12 protein-coding genes, 2 tRNA genes, 1 other RNA gene and 1 pseudogene are annotated in these 17362 nt (G+C 74.0%); 8 read left to right on the top strand and 8 right to left on the bottom strand.

Going from position 1 to position 17362, the window contains the following annotated elements; genetic code table 11:
* The first annotated feature begins 20 nt into the window (after positions 1-20).
* The 5 genes from IG94_RS0117390 (at position 21) to IG94_RS0117370 (ending at position 3859) form a co-directional block, all read left to right on the top strand.
* Positions 21-1013 (top strand): ABC transporter ATP-binding protein, encoded by a 993-nt coding sequence (locus IG94_RS0117390; RefSeq protein ID WP_031037005.1) that lies wholly within the window; start codon positions 21-23, stop codon positions 1011-1013.
* Entirely contained in the window at positions 1010-1825 is an 816-nt protein-coding gene (locus IG94_RS0117385) for an ABC transporter permease (protein ID WP_031037002.1), read from the top strand. Before IG94_RS0117390 ends, IG94_RS0117385 begins: the two co-directional genes overlap by 4 nt.
* 29 nt (positions 1826-1854) lie before the next feature.
* On the top strand, positions 1855-3123 hold the full coding sequence (locus IG94_RS0117380) for a sensor histidine kinase (RefSeq protein ID WP_031037001.1): 1269 nt from the start codon (positions 1855-1857) through the stop codon (positions 3121-3123).
* On the top strand, positions 3120-3734 hold the full coding sequence (locus IG94_RS0117375; protein ID WP_031036987.1) for a response regulator transcription factor: 615 nt from the start codon (positions 3120-3122) through the stop codon (positions 3732-3734). The genes IG94_RS0117380 and IG94_RS0117375 overlap by 4 nt, the downstream gene beginning before the upstream one ends.
* A 52-nt stretch (positions 3735-3786) precedes the next feature.
* Positions 3787-3859, top strand: a tRNA-Gly gene (locus IG94_RS0117370).
* A 67-nt stretch (positions 3860-3926) separates the two neighbouring features.
* Here the strand turns inward: IG94_RS0117370 and IG94_RS0117365 are convergent.
* From IG94_RS0117365 to ffs, 6 genes are all read right to left on the bottom strand, one after another.
* Complete coding sequence (locus IG94_RS0117365) at positions 3927-4826, bottom strand: phosphoribosylaminoimidazolesuccinocarboxamide synthase (RefSeq protein WP_031036985.1); 900 nt, start codon at positions 4824-4826, stop codon at positions 3927-3929.
* Between the two features lie 103 nt (positions 4827-4929).
* Entirely contained in the window at positions 4930-6450 is a 1521-nt protein-coding gene (locus tag IG94_RS0117360; protein WP_031036982.1) for a N,N-dimethylformamidase beta subunit family domain-containing protein, read from the bottom strand.
* Between the two features lie 181 nt (positions 6451-6631).
* On the bottom strand, positions 6632-8794 hold the full coding sequence (locus tag IG94_RS0117355) for a M48 family metalloprotease (RefSeq protein WP_031036979.1): 2163 nt from the start codon (positions 8792-8794) through the stop codon (positions 6632-6634).
* Between the two features lie 318 nt (positions 8795-9112).
* Complete coding sequence (gene purD, locus IG94_RS0117350; RefSeq protein WP_031036976.1) at positions 9113-10366, bottom strand: phosphoribosylamine--glycine ligase; 1254 nt, start codon at positions 10364-10366, stop codon at positions 9113-9115.
* Positions 10367-10470: 104 nt separating this feature from the next.
* Positions 10471-12753, bottom strand: coding sequence for a DNA polymerase III subunit gamma and tau (locus tag IG94_RS0117345; protein ID WP_031036973.1), 2283 nt, complete (start codon positions 12751-12753; stop codon positions 10471-10473).
* 45 nt (positions 12754-12798) lie between these two features.
* Positions 12799-12895: signal recognition particle sRNA small type (gene ffs, locus IG94_RS39955), an RNA gene on the bottom strand.
* Positions 12896-12968: 73 nt separating this feature from the next.
* On the opposite strand from ffs, the gene IG94_RS0117340 reads away from it, so the two are divergent.
* Positions 12969-13056, top strand: a tRNA-Ser gene (locus IG94_RS0117340).
* Positions 13057-13279: 223 nt separating this feature from the next.
* On the top strand, positions 13280-13423 hold the full coding sequence (locus IG94_RS42890; RefSeq protein WP_164711398.1) for a hypothetical protein: 144 nt from the start codon (positions 13280-13282) through the stop codon (positions 13421-13423).
* Between the two features lie 72 nt (positions 13424-13495).
* On the opposite strand, the gene IG94_RS0117330 is transcribed toward IG94_RS42890, so the two are convergent.
* Positions 13496-14221, bottom strand: coding sequence for a restriction endonuclease (locus IG94_RS0117330; RefSeq protein WP_052410720.1), 726 nt, complete (start codon positions 14219-14221; stop codon positions 13496-13498).
* 412 nt (positions 14222-14633) lie between these two features.
* On the opposite strand from IG94_RS0117330, the pseudogene IG94_RS0117325 reads away from it, so the two are divergent.
* A pseudogene (locus IG94_RS0117325) lies at positions 14634-15551 on the top strand (glutathione-independent formaldehyde dehydrogenase); the annotation flags it as partial.
* A 7-nt stretch (positions 15552-15558) separates the two neighbouring features.
* Here IG94_RS0117325 and IG94_RS0117320 read toward each other — a convergent pair.
* The gene (locus IG94_RS0117320; protein ID WP_031036964.1) at positions 15559-17328 is read right to left on the bottom strand and encodes a copper resistance CopC/CopD family protein; all 1770 of its coding nucleotides are present in this window, start codon (positions 17326-17328) and stop codon (positions 15559-15561) included.
* Positions 17329-17362: the final 34 nt, after the last annotated feature.

Here is a 17362-nt window from a genome sequence, read left to right as displayed (position 1 = left end):
TGCGCCGGAATGCTGAAGGCATGGGAACCAACGGACACGAACACGTGATTGAGGTCACCGGCCTGCGGCGTGTGTACGGGGGCGGGTTCGAGGCCGTACGCGGAATCGACTTCTCCGTACGCCGCGGCGAGGTCTTCGCGCTGCTCGGCACCAACGGCGCCGGCAAGACGTCGACGGTCGAAGTGCTGGAGGGCCTCGCGGCTCCGGCCGACGGCCGGGTGCGCGTCCTCGGCCACGACCCGTACACCGAGCGGGCCGCCGTGCGCCCCCGTACCGGGGTCATGCTCCAGGAGGGCGGCTTCCCCTCCGAACTGACCGTCGCCGAGACGGCCCGGATGTGGGCGGGATGCGTGAGCGGCGCCCGGCCGCCGGCCGAGGTACTGGCCCTGGTCGGCCTCGAGTCGAAGCTCGACACCCGCGTGAAGCAGCTGTCCGGGGGCCAGCGGCGCCGCCTGGACCTGGCGCTCGCGCTGCTCGGCGACCCGGAGGTGCTCTTCCTCGACGAGCCCAGCACCGGCCTGGACGCCGAAGGCCGCCGGGACACCTGGGAGTTGGTGAGCGGGCTGCGGGACGCCGGTACGACGGTGCTGCTGACCACGCACTACCTGGAGGAGGCCGAGAACCTCGCCGACCGGCTCGCGATCATGCACGAGGGCCGGATCGCCGCCACCGGCACCCCGGCCGACGTGACCGCCGCGCAGCCGTCCCACATCTCCTTCGAACTGCCCACGGGCTACTTCGTGGGCGACCTGCCGCCGCTCGCCTCCCTGGGCGTGGACGACCACGAGGTCCACGACCGGATGGTGAAGCTGCGCACCCGCGAACTGCAGCGCGCGGCCACCGGGCTGCTGGTGTGGGCCGGGCAGGCGGGCGTGGAACTGCGCCGCCTGGACGTCCGCTCGGCCTCCCTGGAAGAGGCCTTCCTGAGCATCGCCAAGGAAGTCTCCGCGCGTCCGGACGGCGGACCCGCCGGCGCGACGGCACCGAAGACGAAGAAGGAGTACGCGGCATGAGCACCACGACCACCCGGGCCTCCGCCCCGCCCGCCGCACGCGGCCGGGCGAGCACGCCGAGGTCGCGCATGACCGCCCTGGCCCGCACCGAGCTGACCCTGCTCGGACGGAACAAGGGCACCCTCTTCGCCGCGCTGTTCGTGCCGCTGGTGCTGCCGTTCAGCCTGAAGTCCGCGTCCGGGCAGATGGACCTCGCCGGGGCCGGGCTGACCGTCGGCACCCTGATCCTGCCCGCCGCGATCGGCTTCTCCCTGCTGTTCGCCGTCTACTCGGCGCTCGTCGGCGTCTTCGTCGTCCGGCGCGAGGAACTCGTCCTCAAGCGCCTGCGCACCGGCGAGCTGCGCGACGGGGAGATCCTCGCCGGGGCCGCGATGCCGGCCGTCCTCAGCGGGCTCGTGCAGTCCGTGCTGCTCGCGGTGGGCTGCGCGCTCCTCCTCGACCTGGGCGCGCCGTCCGCGGTGTACCTGTCCGTCCTCGGGCTGCTGCTCGGCCTGGTGCTGTGCGCCGCGCTCGCGGCCGTCACCGCGAGCTTCACCCGGACCGGTGAGAGCGCGCAGGTCACCCCGCTGCCCTTCATGTTCGTCTCGATGTTCGGCTCCGGCACGGTGCTCCCGCTTGAGCTGCTGCCCGACCGGCTGGCCTCCGTCTGCGAGCTGCTGCCGCTGACGCCGGTCATCACCCTGGTCCGCGGCGGCTGGACCGGCGACCTGTCCGGGGCCGAGACGCTGGGCGCCGTGGCGACGGCGGTGGCCTGGACCGTCCTGGCGGTGTTTGCTGTACGGCGGCGGTTCCGTTGGGAACCGCGGCACTGACGTACGGGGCGAGCGGAAGCGACGGGCGGATGCGCAGGCCAAGTGGATGGTGGCGGCAGAAGAGCACCCCGGAGAAGGTGGAGACCTACACCCGGTGGTCCTTCCACTTCCTCGGCCTGAGCGAGATCGCCGGCATCGGGCTGGCGTCCTACGGACGGACCGGCCCGCAGCTCGCCACCGTGCTCTCCCTGATGGTCGTCGCGCACGCCGTGGTGGGCATGGCGACCGTCTCGCGGTCGCTGAACTGGCTTGTCGGGCGGCGCCCGCAGCCGGTACGGCAGCTGTGGGTGCTCGGCGCCGTCACCGCGGCCCTCGCGGTCCTCGCGGCCGGCCTCGCGGAGCACGGACCGTCGGGCGGCGGCGCCGAGGCCGCGGCCCTCGGGGTCTTCGTGGGCATCCAGGGCTTCGGCCTCGGCATCCTGGCCCTCGGCGTGCCCCGCAGGCGGGCCGGCGCGCTGGTCCTCGGCTTCTCTGCGGGCACGGGCGTCGTGACGTTCGCCGCGGGCATGCCGTGGCTGGGCGGGGTGATCCTCGCCGGTTTCGTGGCCCTGGTCGGAGGGTTCTTCGCCTCCACCGCGATGCTCTCGGTCTGGCTGCTGAACGTGGTCTACGCGCTGCACGAGGCCAAGGAGACGGAGGCCCGGCTCGCCGTCGCCGAGGAGCGGCTGCGGTTCGGCCGGGACCTGCACGACGTGATGGGACGGAACCTGGCGGTGATCGCCCTCAAGAGCGAACTGGCCGTCCAGCTGGCCCGGCGCGGACGGCCCGAGGCGGTGGAGCAGATGATCGAGGCGCAGCGCCTCGCGCAGGAGTCGCAGCGCGAGGTCCGGGACGTCGTGCGCGGCTACCGGGAGGCCGCCCTGGAGGTCGAGCTGTCCGGTGCCCGCGGGGTGCTCTCGGCGGCCGGGATCGTCGCGGAGGTCACCGGGGAGACGGAGGGGCTGCCCGCCGAGGTGCAGTCGGCCCTCGGCTGGGTGGTGCGGGAGGCGACCACGAACGTGCTGCGGCACGGGGACGCCAAGAAGGTCGTCGTGACGGTGCAGATGGTGAAGGGGCGGGTCGTGCTGACGGTGGAGAACGACGGGGTCGCACAGGGGCCGGACCCCTCGGCCGACGCGGACGCGGACGCGCCCGCGGGGACGGGTGGCTCCGGGCTGGCGGGGCTGCGGGAGCGGCTGTCCGCGGTGGGCGGCACGCTGGAGGCGGGCGCCGCGGGCAAGGGCCTGTTCCGGCTGCGGGCCGAGGTGCCGCTGCCCGCCGGCGACGGGGCGGGAGCCGCGCTGGGGGTGGCGTCGTGACGGAGACCGTGCGGGTACTGCTCGCCGACGACGAGCACCTCATCCGCGGGGCGCTGGCGGCCCTGCTGTCCCTGGAGGAGGACCTCGTCGTGGTCGCCGAGGCCGCCACCGGGCCCGAGGCCCTGGCGATGGCCCGGGCGCACGCACCCGACGTCGCCGTCCTCGACCTCCAGATGCCCGGCGCCGACGGTGTGAAGGTCGCCACATCGCTGCGGACCGAGCTGCCCGCCTGCAGGGTGCTGATCGTGACCAGCCACGGACGCCCCGGGCATCTGAAGCGGGCGCTGGCGGCCGGGGTGCGCGGATTCGTGCCCAAGACGACCAGCGCCCAGCGCCTCGCCGAGCTGATCCGCACCGTGCACGCCGGAAACCGGTACGTCGACCCCGAGTTGGCGGCCGACGCGATCTCGGCCGGGGACTCGCCGCTGACCGTGCGGGAGGCCGAGGTGCTGGAGCACGCGGCCGACGGAGCGCCCGTCGCGGAGATCGCGGAGCGCGCCGCGCTCGCCGAGGGGACCGTGCGGAACTACCTGTCGTCGGCCGCGAGCAAGCTCGGGGCGGACAACCGCCACGCGGCGGTGCGGCTCGCACGGGAGCGGGGTTGGGTATAGTGGCTGACGCGCCACGGTGAGGTCCCCCCGGGACCCGCACCCACCGCGCAGTGCGAACGTAGCTCAGTTGGTAGAGCGCAACCTTGCCAAGGTTGAGGTCGCGAGTTCGAACCTCGTCGTTCGCTCCGTGCGAGAAGCCCCCGGCTCCGGCCGGGGGCTTCTTCGTGTGCGCTCGTGGGCGCCCGTCTGCCTTTACGACCAGCTCTGGCCGGTCAGCAGCTCGTAGGCCTCCACGTACTTGGCGCGGGTGGCGTCCACGACCTGCTGCGGCAGCGGCGGCGGGGGCTGCTCGCTCCGGCGGTCCCAGCCCGACTCCGCCGAGGTCAGCCAGTCCCGCACGAACTGCTTGTCGTACGACGGCTGCGCGCGGCCCGGCTGCCACTGGTCGGCCGGCCAGAAACGGGAGGAGTCCGGGGTGAGCACCTCGTCGGCGAGGACCAGGCCGTCCTCGTCGAAGCCGAACTCGAACTTGGTGTCCGCGAGGACGATGCCGCGCTCCCGGGCGATGTCCCGGGCGCGGGAGTAGACGGCCAGGGTGGCCTGGCGCAGGGCGGCCGCGGTCTCGGTGCCGACCTGGCGGGCGACCTCCTCGTAGGAGACGTTCTCGTCGTGCTCGCCGACCTCGGCCTTGGTGGCCGGGGTGAAGATCGGGGCGGGCAGCTCGGAGCCGTCGACGAGGCCCTCGGGGAGGGCGAGGCCGCAGACCGTGCGGGTCTCCTCGTACTCCGCCAGGCCCGAGCCGGTGAGGTAGCCGCGGGCGACGCATTCGACGGGGACCATGCGCAGGGACGTGCAGACCAGGGCGCGGCCCGCCCAGTCGGCGGGGGCGCCGGGGGGCAGCTCGGTGCTCAGGACGTGGTTCGGGGCCAGGTCGGCGAGCTGCTCGAACCACCAAAGGGAGAGCCGGGTCAGGACCCGGCCCTTGTCCGGGATCTCGGTCGGCAGCACCCAGTCGTAGGCGGAGATGCGGTCGCTGGCGACCATCACGAGGTCGCCCGCCTCGTTCTGGTACAGGTCGCGCACCTTGCCGGTGTGCAGGTGCACCAGGCCCGGAACCTGGAGCGGCTCGGGCTTTTCAACGAATCCGGACACGGTTCCTCCCCGTGGTTCTGTCCAAGTACGTCGATTCTCCCGTATGTCGGGGGCGGGGCTGCGCGCGGGGCGGTCCGGGGGAGGGCGGAGGGCGCTCGCGCGGTCAGTCCCGTTTGCAGATGCGGTCCAGGAGGTTGGCGGTGGCGCGCTGGACGCGCGGGTCGACGTGGCCGGGACGGTCCAGGGCCGGGGACCAGGCGAAGGTGCCGGACGCGAAGACCCAGGCGCCCGACGGCGCCCGGTACAGCGAGGTCTCCTGGTGGCGCCGGGCGCCGTCGACGTCGGTGTACGGGGAGTGGGCGAGCAGGACCCGTTCGTCGTGGTCGGGGAGCGCGGTGCGCGGGAAGTAGCGGTCGGCCTCGCCCGCCACCAGGTTCTCGATCTCGTCACCCTCGCGGGCCCCGGTCGCCTCCCAGAGCCAGTGGTCGGCGTTGCGGACGACCATCGGCTGCGGTTCGGGAACGCGGCCGGCGTACTGGATGCCGAGCAGCAGCTGCTCGGGGCGGTCGATCTCCCGCCACAGCGCGGGACGGCCGGGACCCTTGCGCTTGCGGCAGGTCAGCAGGCGGTCGGGGGCGCCGGACGGGGACGGGGCCAGCTCCACCTGCCAGTACATGGTGTTGGCGGAGAGGAAGACCAGGGACGTGCCCTGTTCGCGGGCCAGCTCGGTGGTGCGGCGCATGGCGGCGGACCAGTACTCGTCGTGGCCGGGGAAGACCAGGCCCCGGTAGCGGGTCGGGTCGATGCGGCCGGAGTGCAGGTCGCGGGCGTCGGCGTAGGCGACGTCGTAGCCGTAGCGCTCGGCGAAGCGGATGAAGTCGTAGGCGTGGCCGACGTGGAGCGGCAGGCCGGCACCGGCGTAGGGGCGGTCGAAGGACACGGTCGTCGCGGCGTCCGCCTCGCCGAGCAGCCGGCCCTCGTCGTCCCAGGCGTGGTAGAGGCTGGCGCCGGTACGGCCGTCCTCGGGGTAGAGGTTGTACGCCTGCCAGGTGATGTCCGGCAGCAGCAGGAGCAGGTCGGCGGGGTGGCTGTCGCGGACGGTGAACGGCACGTGGGAGCGGTAGCCGTCGGCGGTGGTGAGGACGGCCACGTAGGCGCCGATGTTCCAGTACGAGGGGATCTGGAGCCGCCAGGACAGCCACCAGTGGTGGCAGGAGACGGTGCGGTCGGCGGTGAGCGGCGTGGGCTGGACGATGCCGGCCAGGCGGGGGCTGGTGGTGATCTTGGCGGCGCCGTCGCCCCCGTAGTGGCCTATCCGGTAGACGTCGACGCTGAACTGCTGCGGCGGATCGACGGTGATGTGGAAGTCGATGGCCTCGCCGGGAGCGGCGGCCCCGGTCGCGGTGAAGCCCTTGATCTGGCGGCGTACGTCGTCGGCGGCACGGGGACCGCCGCCGGTGCCGGTGTCCGTGCGGGTGCGCCGGTCGCGGTGGCCCGTGCCGGGGGTGCCGTCGGGGTCCGGGAGGGCGGCGTCCTGCTCCGCGTACCAGGCGACGACCTGACCGGTGTCCCCGAAGTACGTCTCTCCGCCGCGCAGCCACGGGACGGGTCCCTGTCCGAAGGGGTCCGTCACGGCGTGCGCGAGTGCTCCCGACTCCCAACGGCGGATCTGCTCGGACCCCATGGGACAGTCCCCTCCCTTGTGCCCCCGTGGTCGTACGTATGACGAACGCCTTCGCCAGGTGCGCGATTCGGTCCCAGCACATCACATCTCGCACGCGTGCGGTCACTGTTCGTTGCGAAGTGGCCGAAAGAGGAATCAAGGGGTCCGGTTCGGCGAGGACTCGGGGGCTTCCCCAGGGGGTTCAGACCAGGCGTACCGGTTTCTCCGGGCGTATGCCCAGCTCGGTCATCCAGGTGCGCAGCGGCCCCGGGTCACCGGTCTCGACGAGGGTCAGCACGCTGGGGGCCAGGTCGGCGGCGCGGACACCGTCGAACAGGAGCGACGGCCCGTCGAGCCAGTCGAGGCCCGGGACCGCGCCCGCGGTGTCCATCGCCGCGCAGCACACCATCGCGGTGACGTGGGCGGTGAGGATCTCACGGCCGGTGCGCGGAGGTTGGAGGGGGAGGAGAGGGAGCGCCCGGTCGTCCCAGAGCGCGGGGTCGGGGGCCGGTCCGGCGGTCGGTGCGGCAGCCGCCGGGGGCGCGTCCGGCGCTCCGGCTCCGGTGACCGACGCCTCCGCCTCCTCGCGGGCCAGCTGCGCACTGAGCCCGGCGGCCAGGGCGGCACCGCGGGCCGTGGTACCGGCGAGGTCGTCGTCATCGGCCTCGTCGACGGCCTCGTCGACGGCGGCAGCTGCGGCGGGGGCGGCGGGGGTAGCCCTTCGGTGGCCGGGGGGATCGTCGCTGTCGCCGCCGGGGAGGTCGGCTTCCAGGTGCGCGGCGTCCGGCTGCGCGACATGCGGGTGCGTGGCGAGGTGGCCGCCGTGGGTGTCGTGATCGCCGTAGGCCGGGGCGGGCGGCCGGTGGGGAGCGGCGTCGGCCGGGCTGCCCGTCCGGGTGACGGTGCCGTCTCCCCCGGCGGGCTCGGCGGACCCCGGGGGCTCGGCGCGCCAGACAGGCTCCGCGGGCTCCGCCGCGTGGGCCCGGGTCGGCGCGGCGCCCGGAGCTGTCGCGGGGTCCGGGGCTGCCGCGGGGTCCGGGGTCGGCAGGGCGCCCGGGGAAGCCTCGTCGGCCGGGGTCGTGAGGTGGTCCAGGACGCGGGCCAGGGTCGGGCCGCCCGTGCCCGGGGCCGTGTGCCCGGCGGCGCGGCGGACGCCCAGGGCGTCCAGTACGCGGTGGAGACGGGCGGCGTCCGTGCGCCAGGTCCGGTCGACGACCTCTTCCGGGTAGTCGTCCCAGCCCACCGGCGACCAGTCGGGGCTCGCGCCGGAGGGCCCGCCGTGGAAGAGGCGCGCGGCCAGGAGCGAGACCGCCTCGTCCATCGCCCCGGGCTCCTCCAGCAGGTCGCAGGCCGGACGCTCGCCCAGCCGCGAGGCGAAGCCCTCGGCCAGCCGGTCCCGCCGGGACAGCTCCGTGAGGGCGGCGACGACGCCCACGTCCAGCCGTGCGGGCCACCGGCCCATCCGCCAGGCGGGCAGCGCCACCCGGGTCAGCAGCCGGTCCCAGCCCGCGTAGGCCAGTCCGACCTGCTCCTGCGCGACGATCCGCACTCCGTAGTCCACAGCCTGTGCACGCTCGGCGGCGGCCCAGGCGACCCCGCGCTCCATCTCCGCCGCATGCACGCGGCAGCCGCGCAGCAGGAGCCGTACGACCCGGCCGAGGCCTCCGTGCACCGCACGGGAGAGCGGGCCGCGCCGGCCGCCCGCCGAGACCACCGCCGCCGCGGCGTCCAGGCCCCGTATGAAGCGCCGGGCCGCGGCTATGTCCGGGTGTGCCGAGGGCCCCGTACCGGCGACGACCGGGGCGAGGACGGCGCGCAGCTCGCCGACGCGCATCCACCAGAGGAAGGGTGAACCGATGACCAGGACGGGCGCGGCGTCGCCACGGCGTGGGGCGGGTCCGCCCGGAAGGGTCGCTCCTGCCGATTCGGACGCGGGTGGCGGGCGGCCGTGGGCCGGGTGGGTGCGGTCCTCCAGCCAGCTGTCGCAGTCCGGGGTGAGCGCTATGGCGGAGGGGGCGGGAACGTCGAGCCGGTCGGCCAGGTCGCGCACCATCCCGTAGAGGTCCGGCGCCGACTCCTCGTCGACCGTGACCGTGGGGGTCACTGCGGGCCGGGCGCGGGCCACGACCAGGGCGACGGCCGCGGCGGCCGCCAGCACGAGGAGCGCGAGGCCGGACACGACCCAGCGCAGGGCGTCCCACACCCCGCCCGTGAGATGCCCGGTGGCACCGCCCGCGAGCAGGATCACGGCGGCGGCAGCCGGCAGCAGGGCGACGGCCAGCGCGCGACTGCGCACGCGCAGTACCGCCAGCGCCCGGGAGCGTGCGGCCTGCACGCCCATCTCCTCACCACCGGTACCGGTCACGGCCGGACCTCACCCCTTCATCGCTGTCCTGTCCGCACGGGCTGTCCTGCTGCGCTGCTGCTCCTGCTCACTCCCCCACTGTGGCACCCGGCACTGACATCGCAATGCCGGTGGGCCAAGTGCCGGAATGCTTGCGCGGCACCATAGTTGGGGCCCCCACGCTCGTCAGCCGTATGGCCCATCGGTCACTCGATGGAATGGCTTTGGGGAAAGGTGGATGACAGACAGCAAGGGTCAGGCCCCGGTTCCCGAGGAGCGTGTGCTCCAGGAACCGGGGCCTGCGCGGTGAGGTGCGCGGACGCGTCCCGCGGGGCGGGCTCAGGCGTCGGCGGCGGCCTTCGCCGCGATGTCCGTACGGTGCTGCGAACCGTCGAGCCCGATGCGGGAGACGGCCCGGTAGGCGCGGTCGCGGGCCTCGGTGAGGTCGGCCCCGGTGGCCGTGACGGACAGGACGCGGCCCCCGGCGCTGACGACGGCGCCGCCCTCGGTGCGGGTGCCGGCGTGCAGCACGTAGGCGTGCGGCGCGTCCTCGGCGGCCACCGCGTCGAGGCCGGTGACGGGGTCGCCGGTGCGCGGGGTGCCGGGGTAGTTGTGGGAGGCGACGACCACGGTGACGGCGGCGTCCTCGCTCCAGCGCAGGGGCTCCAGGTCGGCGAGGTTGCCGGTGGCGGCGGCCATCAGCAGCCCGGCGAGCGGCGTCTTGAGGCGGGCCAGCACGACCTGGGTCTCGGGGTCGCCGAAGCGGGCGTTGAACTCGATCACCCGGACGCCGCGCGAGGTGATCGCCAGACCGGCGTACAGCAGGCCGGAGAACGGGGTGCCGCGGCGGCGCATCTCGTCCACGGTCGGCTGGAGCACGTGCTGCACGACCTCGTCGACCAGCTTGGGGTCCGCCCACGGCAGCGGCGAGTACGCGCCCATGCCGCCGGTGTTGGGGCCCTCGTCGCCGTCGAGGGCGCGCTTGAAGTCCTGGGCGGGCTGGAGCGGGCGGACGTTCTCGCCGTCGGTGACGGCGAAGAGGGAGACCTCGGGGCCGTCCAGGTACTCCTCGATGACGACGCGGTCGCAGGCCGCCGCGTGCGCGCGGGCCGCCTCGACGTCGTCGGTGACCACGACGCCCTTGCCGGCGGCCAGTCCGTCGTCCTTGACGACGTAGGGGGCGCCGAAGGCGTCGAGGGCCGCGTCGACCTCGTCGGACGTCGTACAGACGTAGGAACGCGCCGTGGGAACACCGGCACCGGCCATGACGTCCTTGGCGAAGGCCTTGGACCCCTCCAGCCGCGCGGCCTGCCCCGAGGGGCCGAAGGCCGGGATGCCCGCCTCGCGTACGGCGTCGGCGACCCCGGCGACGAGGGGCGCCTCCGGCCCGACCACGACCAGTTCGGCACCGAGCCGGGTGGCCAGCGCGGTGACGGCCGCGCCGTCGAGGGCGTCGACCTGGTGCAGTTCGGCGACCTCGGCGATACCGGCGTTGCCGGGGGCGCAGTGCAGCGCGGTGACGTCGGGGTCGAGGGACAGGGAACGGCACAGGGCGTGTTCGCGGGCGCCGCCGCCGATGACAAGGACCTTCACGGGGTTCAGCCTAATGGGAACGGGCCGGGCCGTTTTGTGCGGGCTTCCGAAGGCCGGGCCCGACCGCACCCGTACGTTCCTCCAACACAGCCAGCCCGCTCGCCCTACTCGTGGGCGATCTCCTCGACCACCGTCGCACCCAGTTCGCGGACCAGCAGTTCCCTGCCGGAGAGGGCCGACTCGTCGAGGTCCGGATCGTCGTCCTCGGGAATGTCCTCCTCGATGGAGACCGAGCGCCGCTCGGGAGCCTGCCGCTGGGGGGCGGGGGCGGCCGCCGGAGCCGACCGGGATTCCGGCGCGGAGGGCGCGGCAGCCTGGGGCGGTGCCGGGGACGCCGGCGCGGACGGCCGCTGGGCGGGAGCGCCGCCGCCTCCACCGCCGTAACCGCCACCGCCGTAGCCACCGGCACCCCCGAAGCCACCGCCGCCGGGGGGGCCCGAGGGAGGCGGAGGGGCCGAGCCGCCGGAGGGGTCGACGACCGCCTCGATCTTCCACTGCACGTTGAACTGCTCGGCCAGGGCCGCCCGCAGCACGTCCTCGCTGCCGCTGCTCACGAAGTTGTCGCGGGCGCCGGCGTTGACGAAGCCGATCTGGAGGGAGGAGCCGTCGAAGCCGGTCACCTGGGCGTTCTGGCTGAGCAGGATCCAGGTGAAGCGGCGGCGGTTCTTGACCGCCTCCAGGATGTTGGGCCAGATCTGGCGGGGGTCGACCCCGGCCCCCGGCGGCGGAGAGGCGGGCGCCGGGGCGGCAGCGGCCGGCGCGGGCGCCTGGGCAGCCGGTGCCTGGGCCGGGGCGGGCCCGGGAGCGGCCGGCGTACGTGGCTGTCCGCCGCCCGCCGGAGCCGCGGTCGGCCATCCGCCGGGCCGGCGTCCACCCCCCGCGGGCGCAGCGGCCGGCCAGGCACCGGGCGCGGGCGCCGAGGAAGGCGCCGCGGCGGGAGGGACGTCAGGAGCAGGGGCAGGAGCGGGCGCAGCGGCAGGGGCCGGAGCGGGGGCAGGGGCCGCCGGAGCAGGCACGCCCCCCGCCTCGGAAGAGGCCCCACCGGCACCGGCACCGGAACCGGGATTCCGCACCGCCGCCCGGGCCGCCGCAGGCCCGCCCCCGGGCGGAACCGCGGCCTCGGGAGCCGCACCGCCCCCACCGCTCCCCGGGACCCCGCCGCCCCCGGCATGCGCCTCGGGCCCCGGCACGTACCCCACGGCGGGCGCGCCCGTGCCCGCGGAGAACTGCACCCCTCGCTCGATCCGGTCCAGCCGGGCCATGACGGACCGCTCGTCGCCGTACGCGGCGGGCAGCAGCACGCGGGCGCAGATCAGCTCCATCTGGAGGCGCGGCGAGTGGGCGCCGCGCATCTCGGTGAGTCCTTCGTTGACGATGTCGGCGGCCCGGCTCAGCTCGGCGGCGCCGAACGACCTGGCCTGCTCCTGCATCCGCTCGACGACGTCCGCGGGAGCGTCGATCAGGCCCTTCTCGGCAGCGTCGGGCACGGCGGCGAGGATCACCAGGTCACGCAGGCGCTCCAGCAGGTCGGTGACGAAGCGCCGCGGATCGTTGCCCCCCTCGATCACCCGGTCCACGACCCCGAAGGCGGCGGAGCCGTCCCCGGAGACGAACGACTCGACGACGGAGTCGAGCAGCGAAGCGTCCGTGTAGCCGAGCAGGGCGGTGGTCATGTCGTACGTCACACCGTCGGCACCGGCACCCGCGAGCAGCTGGTCCATGACGGACATGGAGTCACGCACGGACCCCGCACCGGCCCTCACGACCAGCGGCAGCACGCCCTCGTCGACCGCGATCCCCTCCCTGCCGCACACCTCGGCGAGGTAGTCGCGCAGGGTGCCGGGCGGCACGAGCCGGAACGGGTAGTGGTGGGTCCGCGACCGGATGGTCCCGATGACCTTCTCGGGCTCGGTGGTCGCGAAGATGAACTTGAGGTGCTCCGGCGGCTCCTCGACGACCTTCAGCAGGGCGTTGAAGCCCTGCGGGGAGACCATGTGGGCCTCGTCGATGATGTAGATCTTGTACCGGCTGGAGGCGGGCCCGAAGAAGGCCTTCTCGCGCAGGTCACGGGCGTCGTCCACACCGCCGTGGGAGGCGGCGTCGATCTCGATGACGTCGATCGACCCCGGCCCGTTCCGCGCGAGGTCGCGGCACGACTGGCACTCGCCGCACGGCGTGGGCGTGGGGCCCTGCTCGCAGTTCAGACACCGCGCCAGGATCCGGGCGCTGGTCGTCTTGCCGCAGCCGCGCGGACCGCTGAACAGGTACGCGTGATTGACCCGGTTGTTCCGCAGCGCCTGCTGCAGCGGGTCGGTGACATGCCCCTGCCCGATGACCTCGGCGAAGGACTCCGGGCGGTAACGGCGGTAGAGCGCGAGAGACGACACGCATACGAGGTTATAGGCGCCCACCGACAACCGGGCCGCCCCCAAAAGAGACGCCCCCCACGCACCCGCCAGAGCCGACCTACCCTTGCTGCCTTCCGGCCCTGGGGGAGTTCAGTCAGATAGCGCCGCGTGAGGGGCTGGACCACACGTTACCCGATGCGGGGCCCTCAGAACGAGTTCGCAAGCACTCCTCCACGTCATGTAATGTTCGTCGCGGAGGATTCGCCTAGTGGCCTAGGGCGCACGCTTGGAAAGCGTGTTGGGGGCAACCCCTCACGAGTTCGAATCTCGTATCCTCCGCCAGTGCCTCACCGGGCACGATGTCGAAGGGCCCCACCGTTCGCGGTGGGGCCCTTCGACATGTCTGGTTGCCGCCTTGGTACCGATCGACTTTGGCGAAATGTCATGATCCGGACCCGAAGGGTCGGGAATCAGTCGGATACGCGCGCAGGTAGAGCGGTTCGCAGCGCGGACCCGTGACGATGGGCCCGGCATGGCACGCCTCCGACCGGACAGAGGAGGACGAATGGGTAAACAGGCCAAGTGCGGGTCGACCAACACCAAGACCGGCAAGCGGTGCCAGAACCCGGCGATGATCGGGTATCCCCGCTGTCAGCTGCACCGGGGCGAGTGGAACCCGCCGCAGAAGAAGAGGACCAAGAAGCGCTAGCCGCAAGGCGTGGTGCGGTTCTCCGGCGGGGAGGGGGGCCTCGTGACGATGCACGGCCTTCTCCCCGTGCGGCTACGCGCCTCGACGACGGGGTGCTGATCCGGGCGGCGTGCCGTACGTCGTCTTCCAGCGGGCTCGGTGCCGTTGGCCGCCCTGGCCGGATCCGTTGACGGTGATCAGGGATTGCAAGGTGGCTCCGTTGTTCCACAGTCCGAGGTGGTCGCGGTGGATGGCGAGGATGCCGTTCTGCAGGGCGAAGGACTCGGAGGGGCGGCTGAAGCGGGTGGTGGTGACGAAGACGGCCAGACCGGCGCCGAAGTGGGCCTTCGCGCCGAGGAGGTCACGCACCTCCCGGCTGGCGATGGTGCTGGTGGTGGCGTAGCGCTTGCACTGAACGATCATCGTGCGGCCGTCCGGGAGGCGGCCGGTGACGTCAGCGCCGTTGTCTCCGGAGCCGCCGACGCGGCGGACGTCCGTGCAGCCGTCGCGCCGGCAGAGGGCCGCGACCAGGTCCTCGAACTCGGTGCCGGACATCTTGTCGATGTCGGCCAGGGTCCGCCGGCCCACCTGGATCGCGTCCTGTCGGCGCCAGTGCCGGTCCCCGCCGCGAAGGAGCCGGTCCGTACGCACGAGCCACCAGGCTCCGGTGGCAAGGCCGCCGAGCACGGCAGCTCCGACGAGGTACGGCCAGATCGCCGACCAGGACACCACCAGCGTGACCAGCAGCAGGGCGCCACCCCAGAGGATGGCTTCCCGCCGCCTGCGTGCGGCTGGTCCTCGCCCGCGCTTCCTGGCCATGGCATCCCCCTCCGTCGGCTGTCTGCCGAGCAGTGTGGACAGCGGTGCGGGGGCGCAGGTAGGCCGCCTCTTGGCCAATGGTGCGAATTCGGCCGCTGATCTGCTCACAGACCGCCCGGGCCGTTCCGCGCGGGGCAGCACCGTGGCGCCGGAGCCGGCCTCGTTTCTTGCCGCTGCGCTCAGGCGGGCACGTCTTCAGCAGTGCGCGGGGCTCGGCGACCACCCGGGCTGGGGAGTCCCCCGCGCTCGGCGCTGCCGGAGCTTGCGGCCCGGGCTGAGGGAGGGGGTGGGGAAGCTGGAGGAGGGACTTGCTCCGTTCGCCGGACGGGACAACCATGAGAGGTGGGTCACAGTGGCCCAGAAGGAGCAGGAGAAGGAGCAGGGGGGAAGCGACAAAACGGAGGTCGCGATCATGAAGGCAGTCGTCTACAAAGAGCCGTTCTCCGTCGCGGTCGAAGAGGTGGAGAAGCCGCGCGTCCAGCATCCGAACGACGTGGTCGTGCGCGTCACCTCCACCGCGATCTGCGGTTCGGACCTGCACATGTACGAGGGGCGCACCGCCGCCGAGGCCGGCATCGTGTTCGGCCACGAGAACATGGGGATCGTCGACGAAGTCGGGCAGGGCGTCACCGGGCTGAAGAAGGGCGACCGCGTCGTCATGCCCTTCAACGTCGCCTGCGGCTTCTGCACCAACTGCGCCGCGGGGTACACCGGGTACTGCACGACCGTGAACCCCGGTTTCGCGGGCGGCGCGTACGGCTACGTCTCCATGGGCCCCTGGCAGGGCGGCCAGGCCGAGTACCTGCGCGTTCCCTACGCCGACTTCAACTGCCTGAAACTGCCTCAGGGCGACGGGCACGAGACCGACTTCATCCTGCTCGCCGACATCTTCCCCACCGGCTACCACGGTTGCGAACTCGCCCAGGTCGGCCCCGGCGAGAGCGTCGCGGTGTACGGGGCGGGGCCGGTCGGGCTCATGGCCGCCTACTCGGCGCTGCTGCGCGGTGCGAAGAAGGTGTTCGTCGTCGACCGTGTCCCGGAGCGGCTGCAGAAGGCCGAGGAGATCGGGGCGGTGCCCGTCGACTTCTCGGCGGGCGATCCGGTCGAGCAGATCAAGGAGCAGACCGACGGCGCCGGCACGGACAAGGGCGTGGACGCCGTCGGCTACCAGGCGACCGCGGGCGGGACCGGCGAGGAGGAGCCGGCGACCGTCCTGAACTCGCTCGTCAACACCGTCAGGCCCACCGGGGCGCTGGGCGTGCCCGGGCTCTACGTCCCGTCCGACCCCGGCGGCCCGGACGAGCACGCCAAGCAGGGCATGCTCCTCGTGACAGACCCTAGCGCTCCACCCGTATCCGCCGGACCTCGCTCACCTGGTCGATCTCCGACACCCGGACCGTCGTCTTCATGGTCCAGGTGCCCGGCAGGGGCAGCGTGACGGTGTTGGCGCTCCAGTAGCCGCCCCGGTCGACCAGCTCCGCGTCGATGGGGCCGACGTGCTGGTCGGGGAGGGTGAAGGAGAGGCGCAGCTCGGGTACGGCGGCCAGGCTGCCGTCGGGGCCGAAGACGACGGCCTGGACCGCGTTGTCGCCGGTGCGGCCGGGGTCCAGGGTGATCTGGACCGTGCCGCGGCCGGCGGTGCCGATCTCGAAGGGGATCGTGGTGACCGACGCGGGCAGCACGCCGCCCGCGGGCACGGTGCGCGCGGCCTCGTCGACCGCCCGGCCGGGCTGCGTGCCGGTCAGCACGGTCGTGACGGCCAGGACGACCGCGGCGACGACCGCCTCGGCGAGGACGGAACGGCGCAGGCCGCGGCGGAGGGCGGCTGTCGCCGGCGCGGCACCGCCCGTGTCCGCGGGCGCGGTCGGGGGCTCCGGCGCGGGAGGGCCGCCCGCCGGTTGCGGGACGCGCTCGCGCGCGGGCTCCTGCGCGGCGGCCGTCGCCGCCAGCGCCGCCGTCCACCTGCGGGACACCGCCGCCGCGGCCAGCAGTACGGCCACCAGGACCACCTTGGCCAGCAGCAGCCTGCCGTACGTCGTCCCCGTGAGCGCCTGCCAGGAGCCGAGGCCGCGCCAGGACTGGTAGACGCCGGTGACCGCCAGGACGGTCACGGAGGCGAGGGCGACGCGGGAGAAGCGGGCGACCGTGGCGGTGTCCCCGGCGGAGCGCAGGGTGAGGAGCAGGGCGGTGAGTCCGCCGAGCCAGAGCGCGGTGGCGAGCAGGTGCAGGGTGGACGACGTCATCGCGGCCGGCACCTGGATACCGGCGGAGGCGTGCTCGGAGGCGGCCCAGGTCAGGGCGAGGGCGACGGCCAGCGCGCCGCCCGCCGTGGCGGCGAGGGGGCCGGGCCGCGGGTGCCGGTCCCCAACAGGCGTACGGAACATGTGGGCCAGGAACAGCGCGGCCGGGCCCAGCAGGGCCAGCCGGATCAGCAGCAGCACGCCCGGGCGCGCGGTGAGGGTGTCGCCGAGCGCGTCGGGGTCCAGGGCCCCGGACGGCCCCGTGCCCGCCTCGTACGGGGCGCGCAGCACCAGCAGGGCGACCGTGGCGCCCAGCAGCGTCCACCAGCCCGCCACCAGCGGGCGGCGCAGCGGAGCGGCGTCCGGCGGGCGGCACAGGGCGACGAACGCGGCCGTGCCGATGAGCAGGGCGGCGGCGAGGTAGGAGAGGTAGCGCGCGATCCTGTGCAGGTTGGTGGTGAGCGGGTCCTCGGTGGGGCCGGTGTCGACGGACGCGACCGTCGACGAGGGCTTGCCGACCGAGAAGGTGAAGGCGCCGGAGACGGGGTGGCTGTCGGCCGAGACCACCCGCCAGGCCACGGTGTACGTGCCCTCGCCGAGCCCGCCCGGCAGCGCGACGCGTGCGGTCTCGGAGCGGCCGTCCGCGTGCCCGGTGTCACCGGTGTGGACGCGGTGGCCGCCCGGGTCCAGGACGCGGAAGGAGTCGTCGCGCAGGCCGACGGACTCACTGAAGGCCAGGGTGACGTGGCCGGGGGCCCGCCGCAGGACGGCGCCGTCCTCGGGGTCGGTGGAGTCGAGGGCGGCGTGCGCGGAGGCCGGTCCGGCGCCGCCGAGCAGGAGCAGGACCAGCAGGGCGCCCAGCGGCACCAGCCGCCGCACTCCCCGTCGGGCTGCAGAGCGC

This window comes from Streptomyces olivaceus, assembly GCF_000721235.1.
GTDB lineage: Bacteria > Actinomycetota > Actinomycetes > Streptomycetales > Streptomycetaceae > Streptomyces > Streptomyces olivaceus.
This window is presented reverse-complemented; position numbering and strand designations above follow the sequence as displayed.

Bases quoted from the DNA above. Each gene is read 5' to 3' on its own strand.
- IG94_RS0117390 (WP_031037005.1), top strand. From the start codon at position 21: ATGGGAACCAACGGACACGAACACGTGATTGAGGTCACCGGCCTGCGG.
- IG94_RS0117385 (WP_031037002.1), top strand. From the start codon at position 1,010: ATGAGCACCACGACCACCCGGGCCTCCGCCCCGCCCGCCGCACGCGGC.
- IG94_RS0117380 (WP_031037001.1), top strand. From the start codon at position 1,855: ATGCGCAGGCCAAGTGGATGGTGGCGGCAGAAGAGCACCCCGGAGAAG.
- IG94_RS0117360 (WP_031036982.1), bottom strand. From the start codon at position 6,450: ATGGGGTCCGAGCAGATCCGCCGTTGGGAGTCGGGAGCACTCGCGCAC.
- IG94_RS42890 (WP_164711398.1), top strand. From the start codon at position 13,280: ATGGGTAAACAGGCCAAGTGCGGGTCGACCAACACCAAGACCGGCAAG.
- IG94_RS0117330 (WP_052410720.1), bottom strand. From the start codon at position 14,221: ATGGCCAGGAAGCGCGGGCGAGGACCAGCCGCACGCAGGCGGCGGGAA.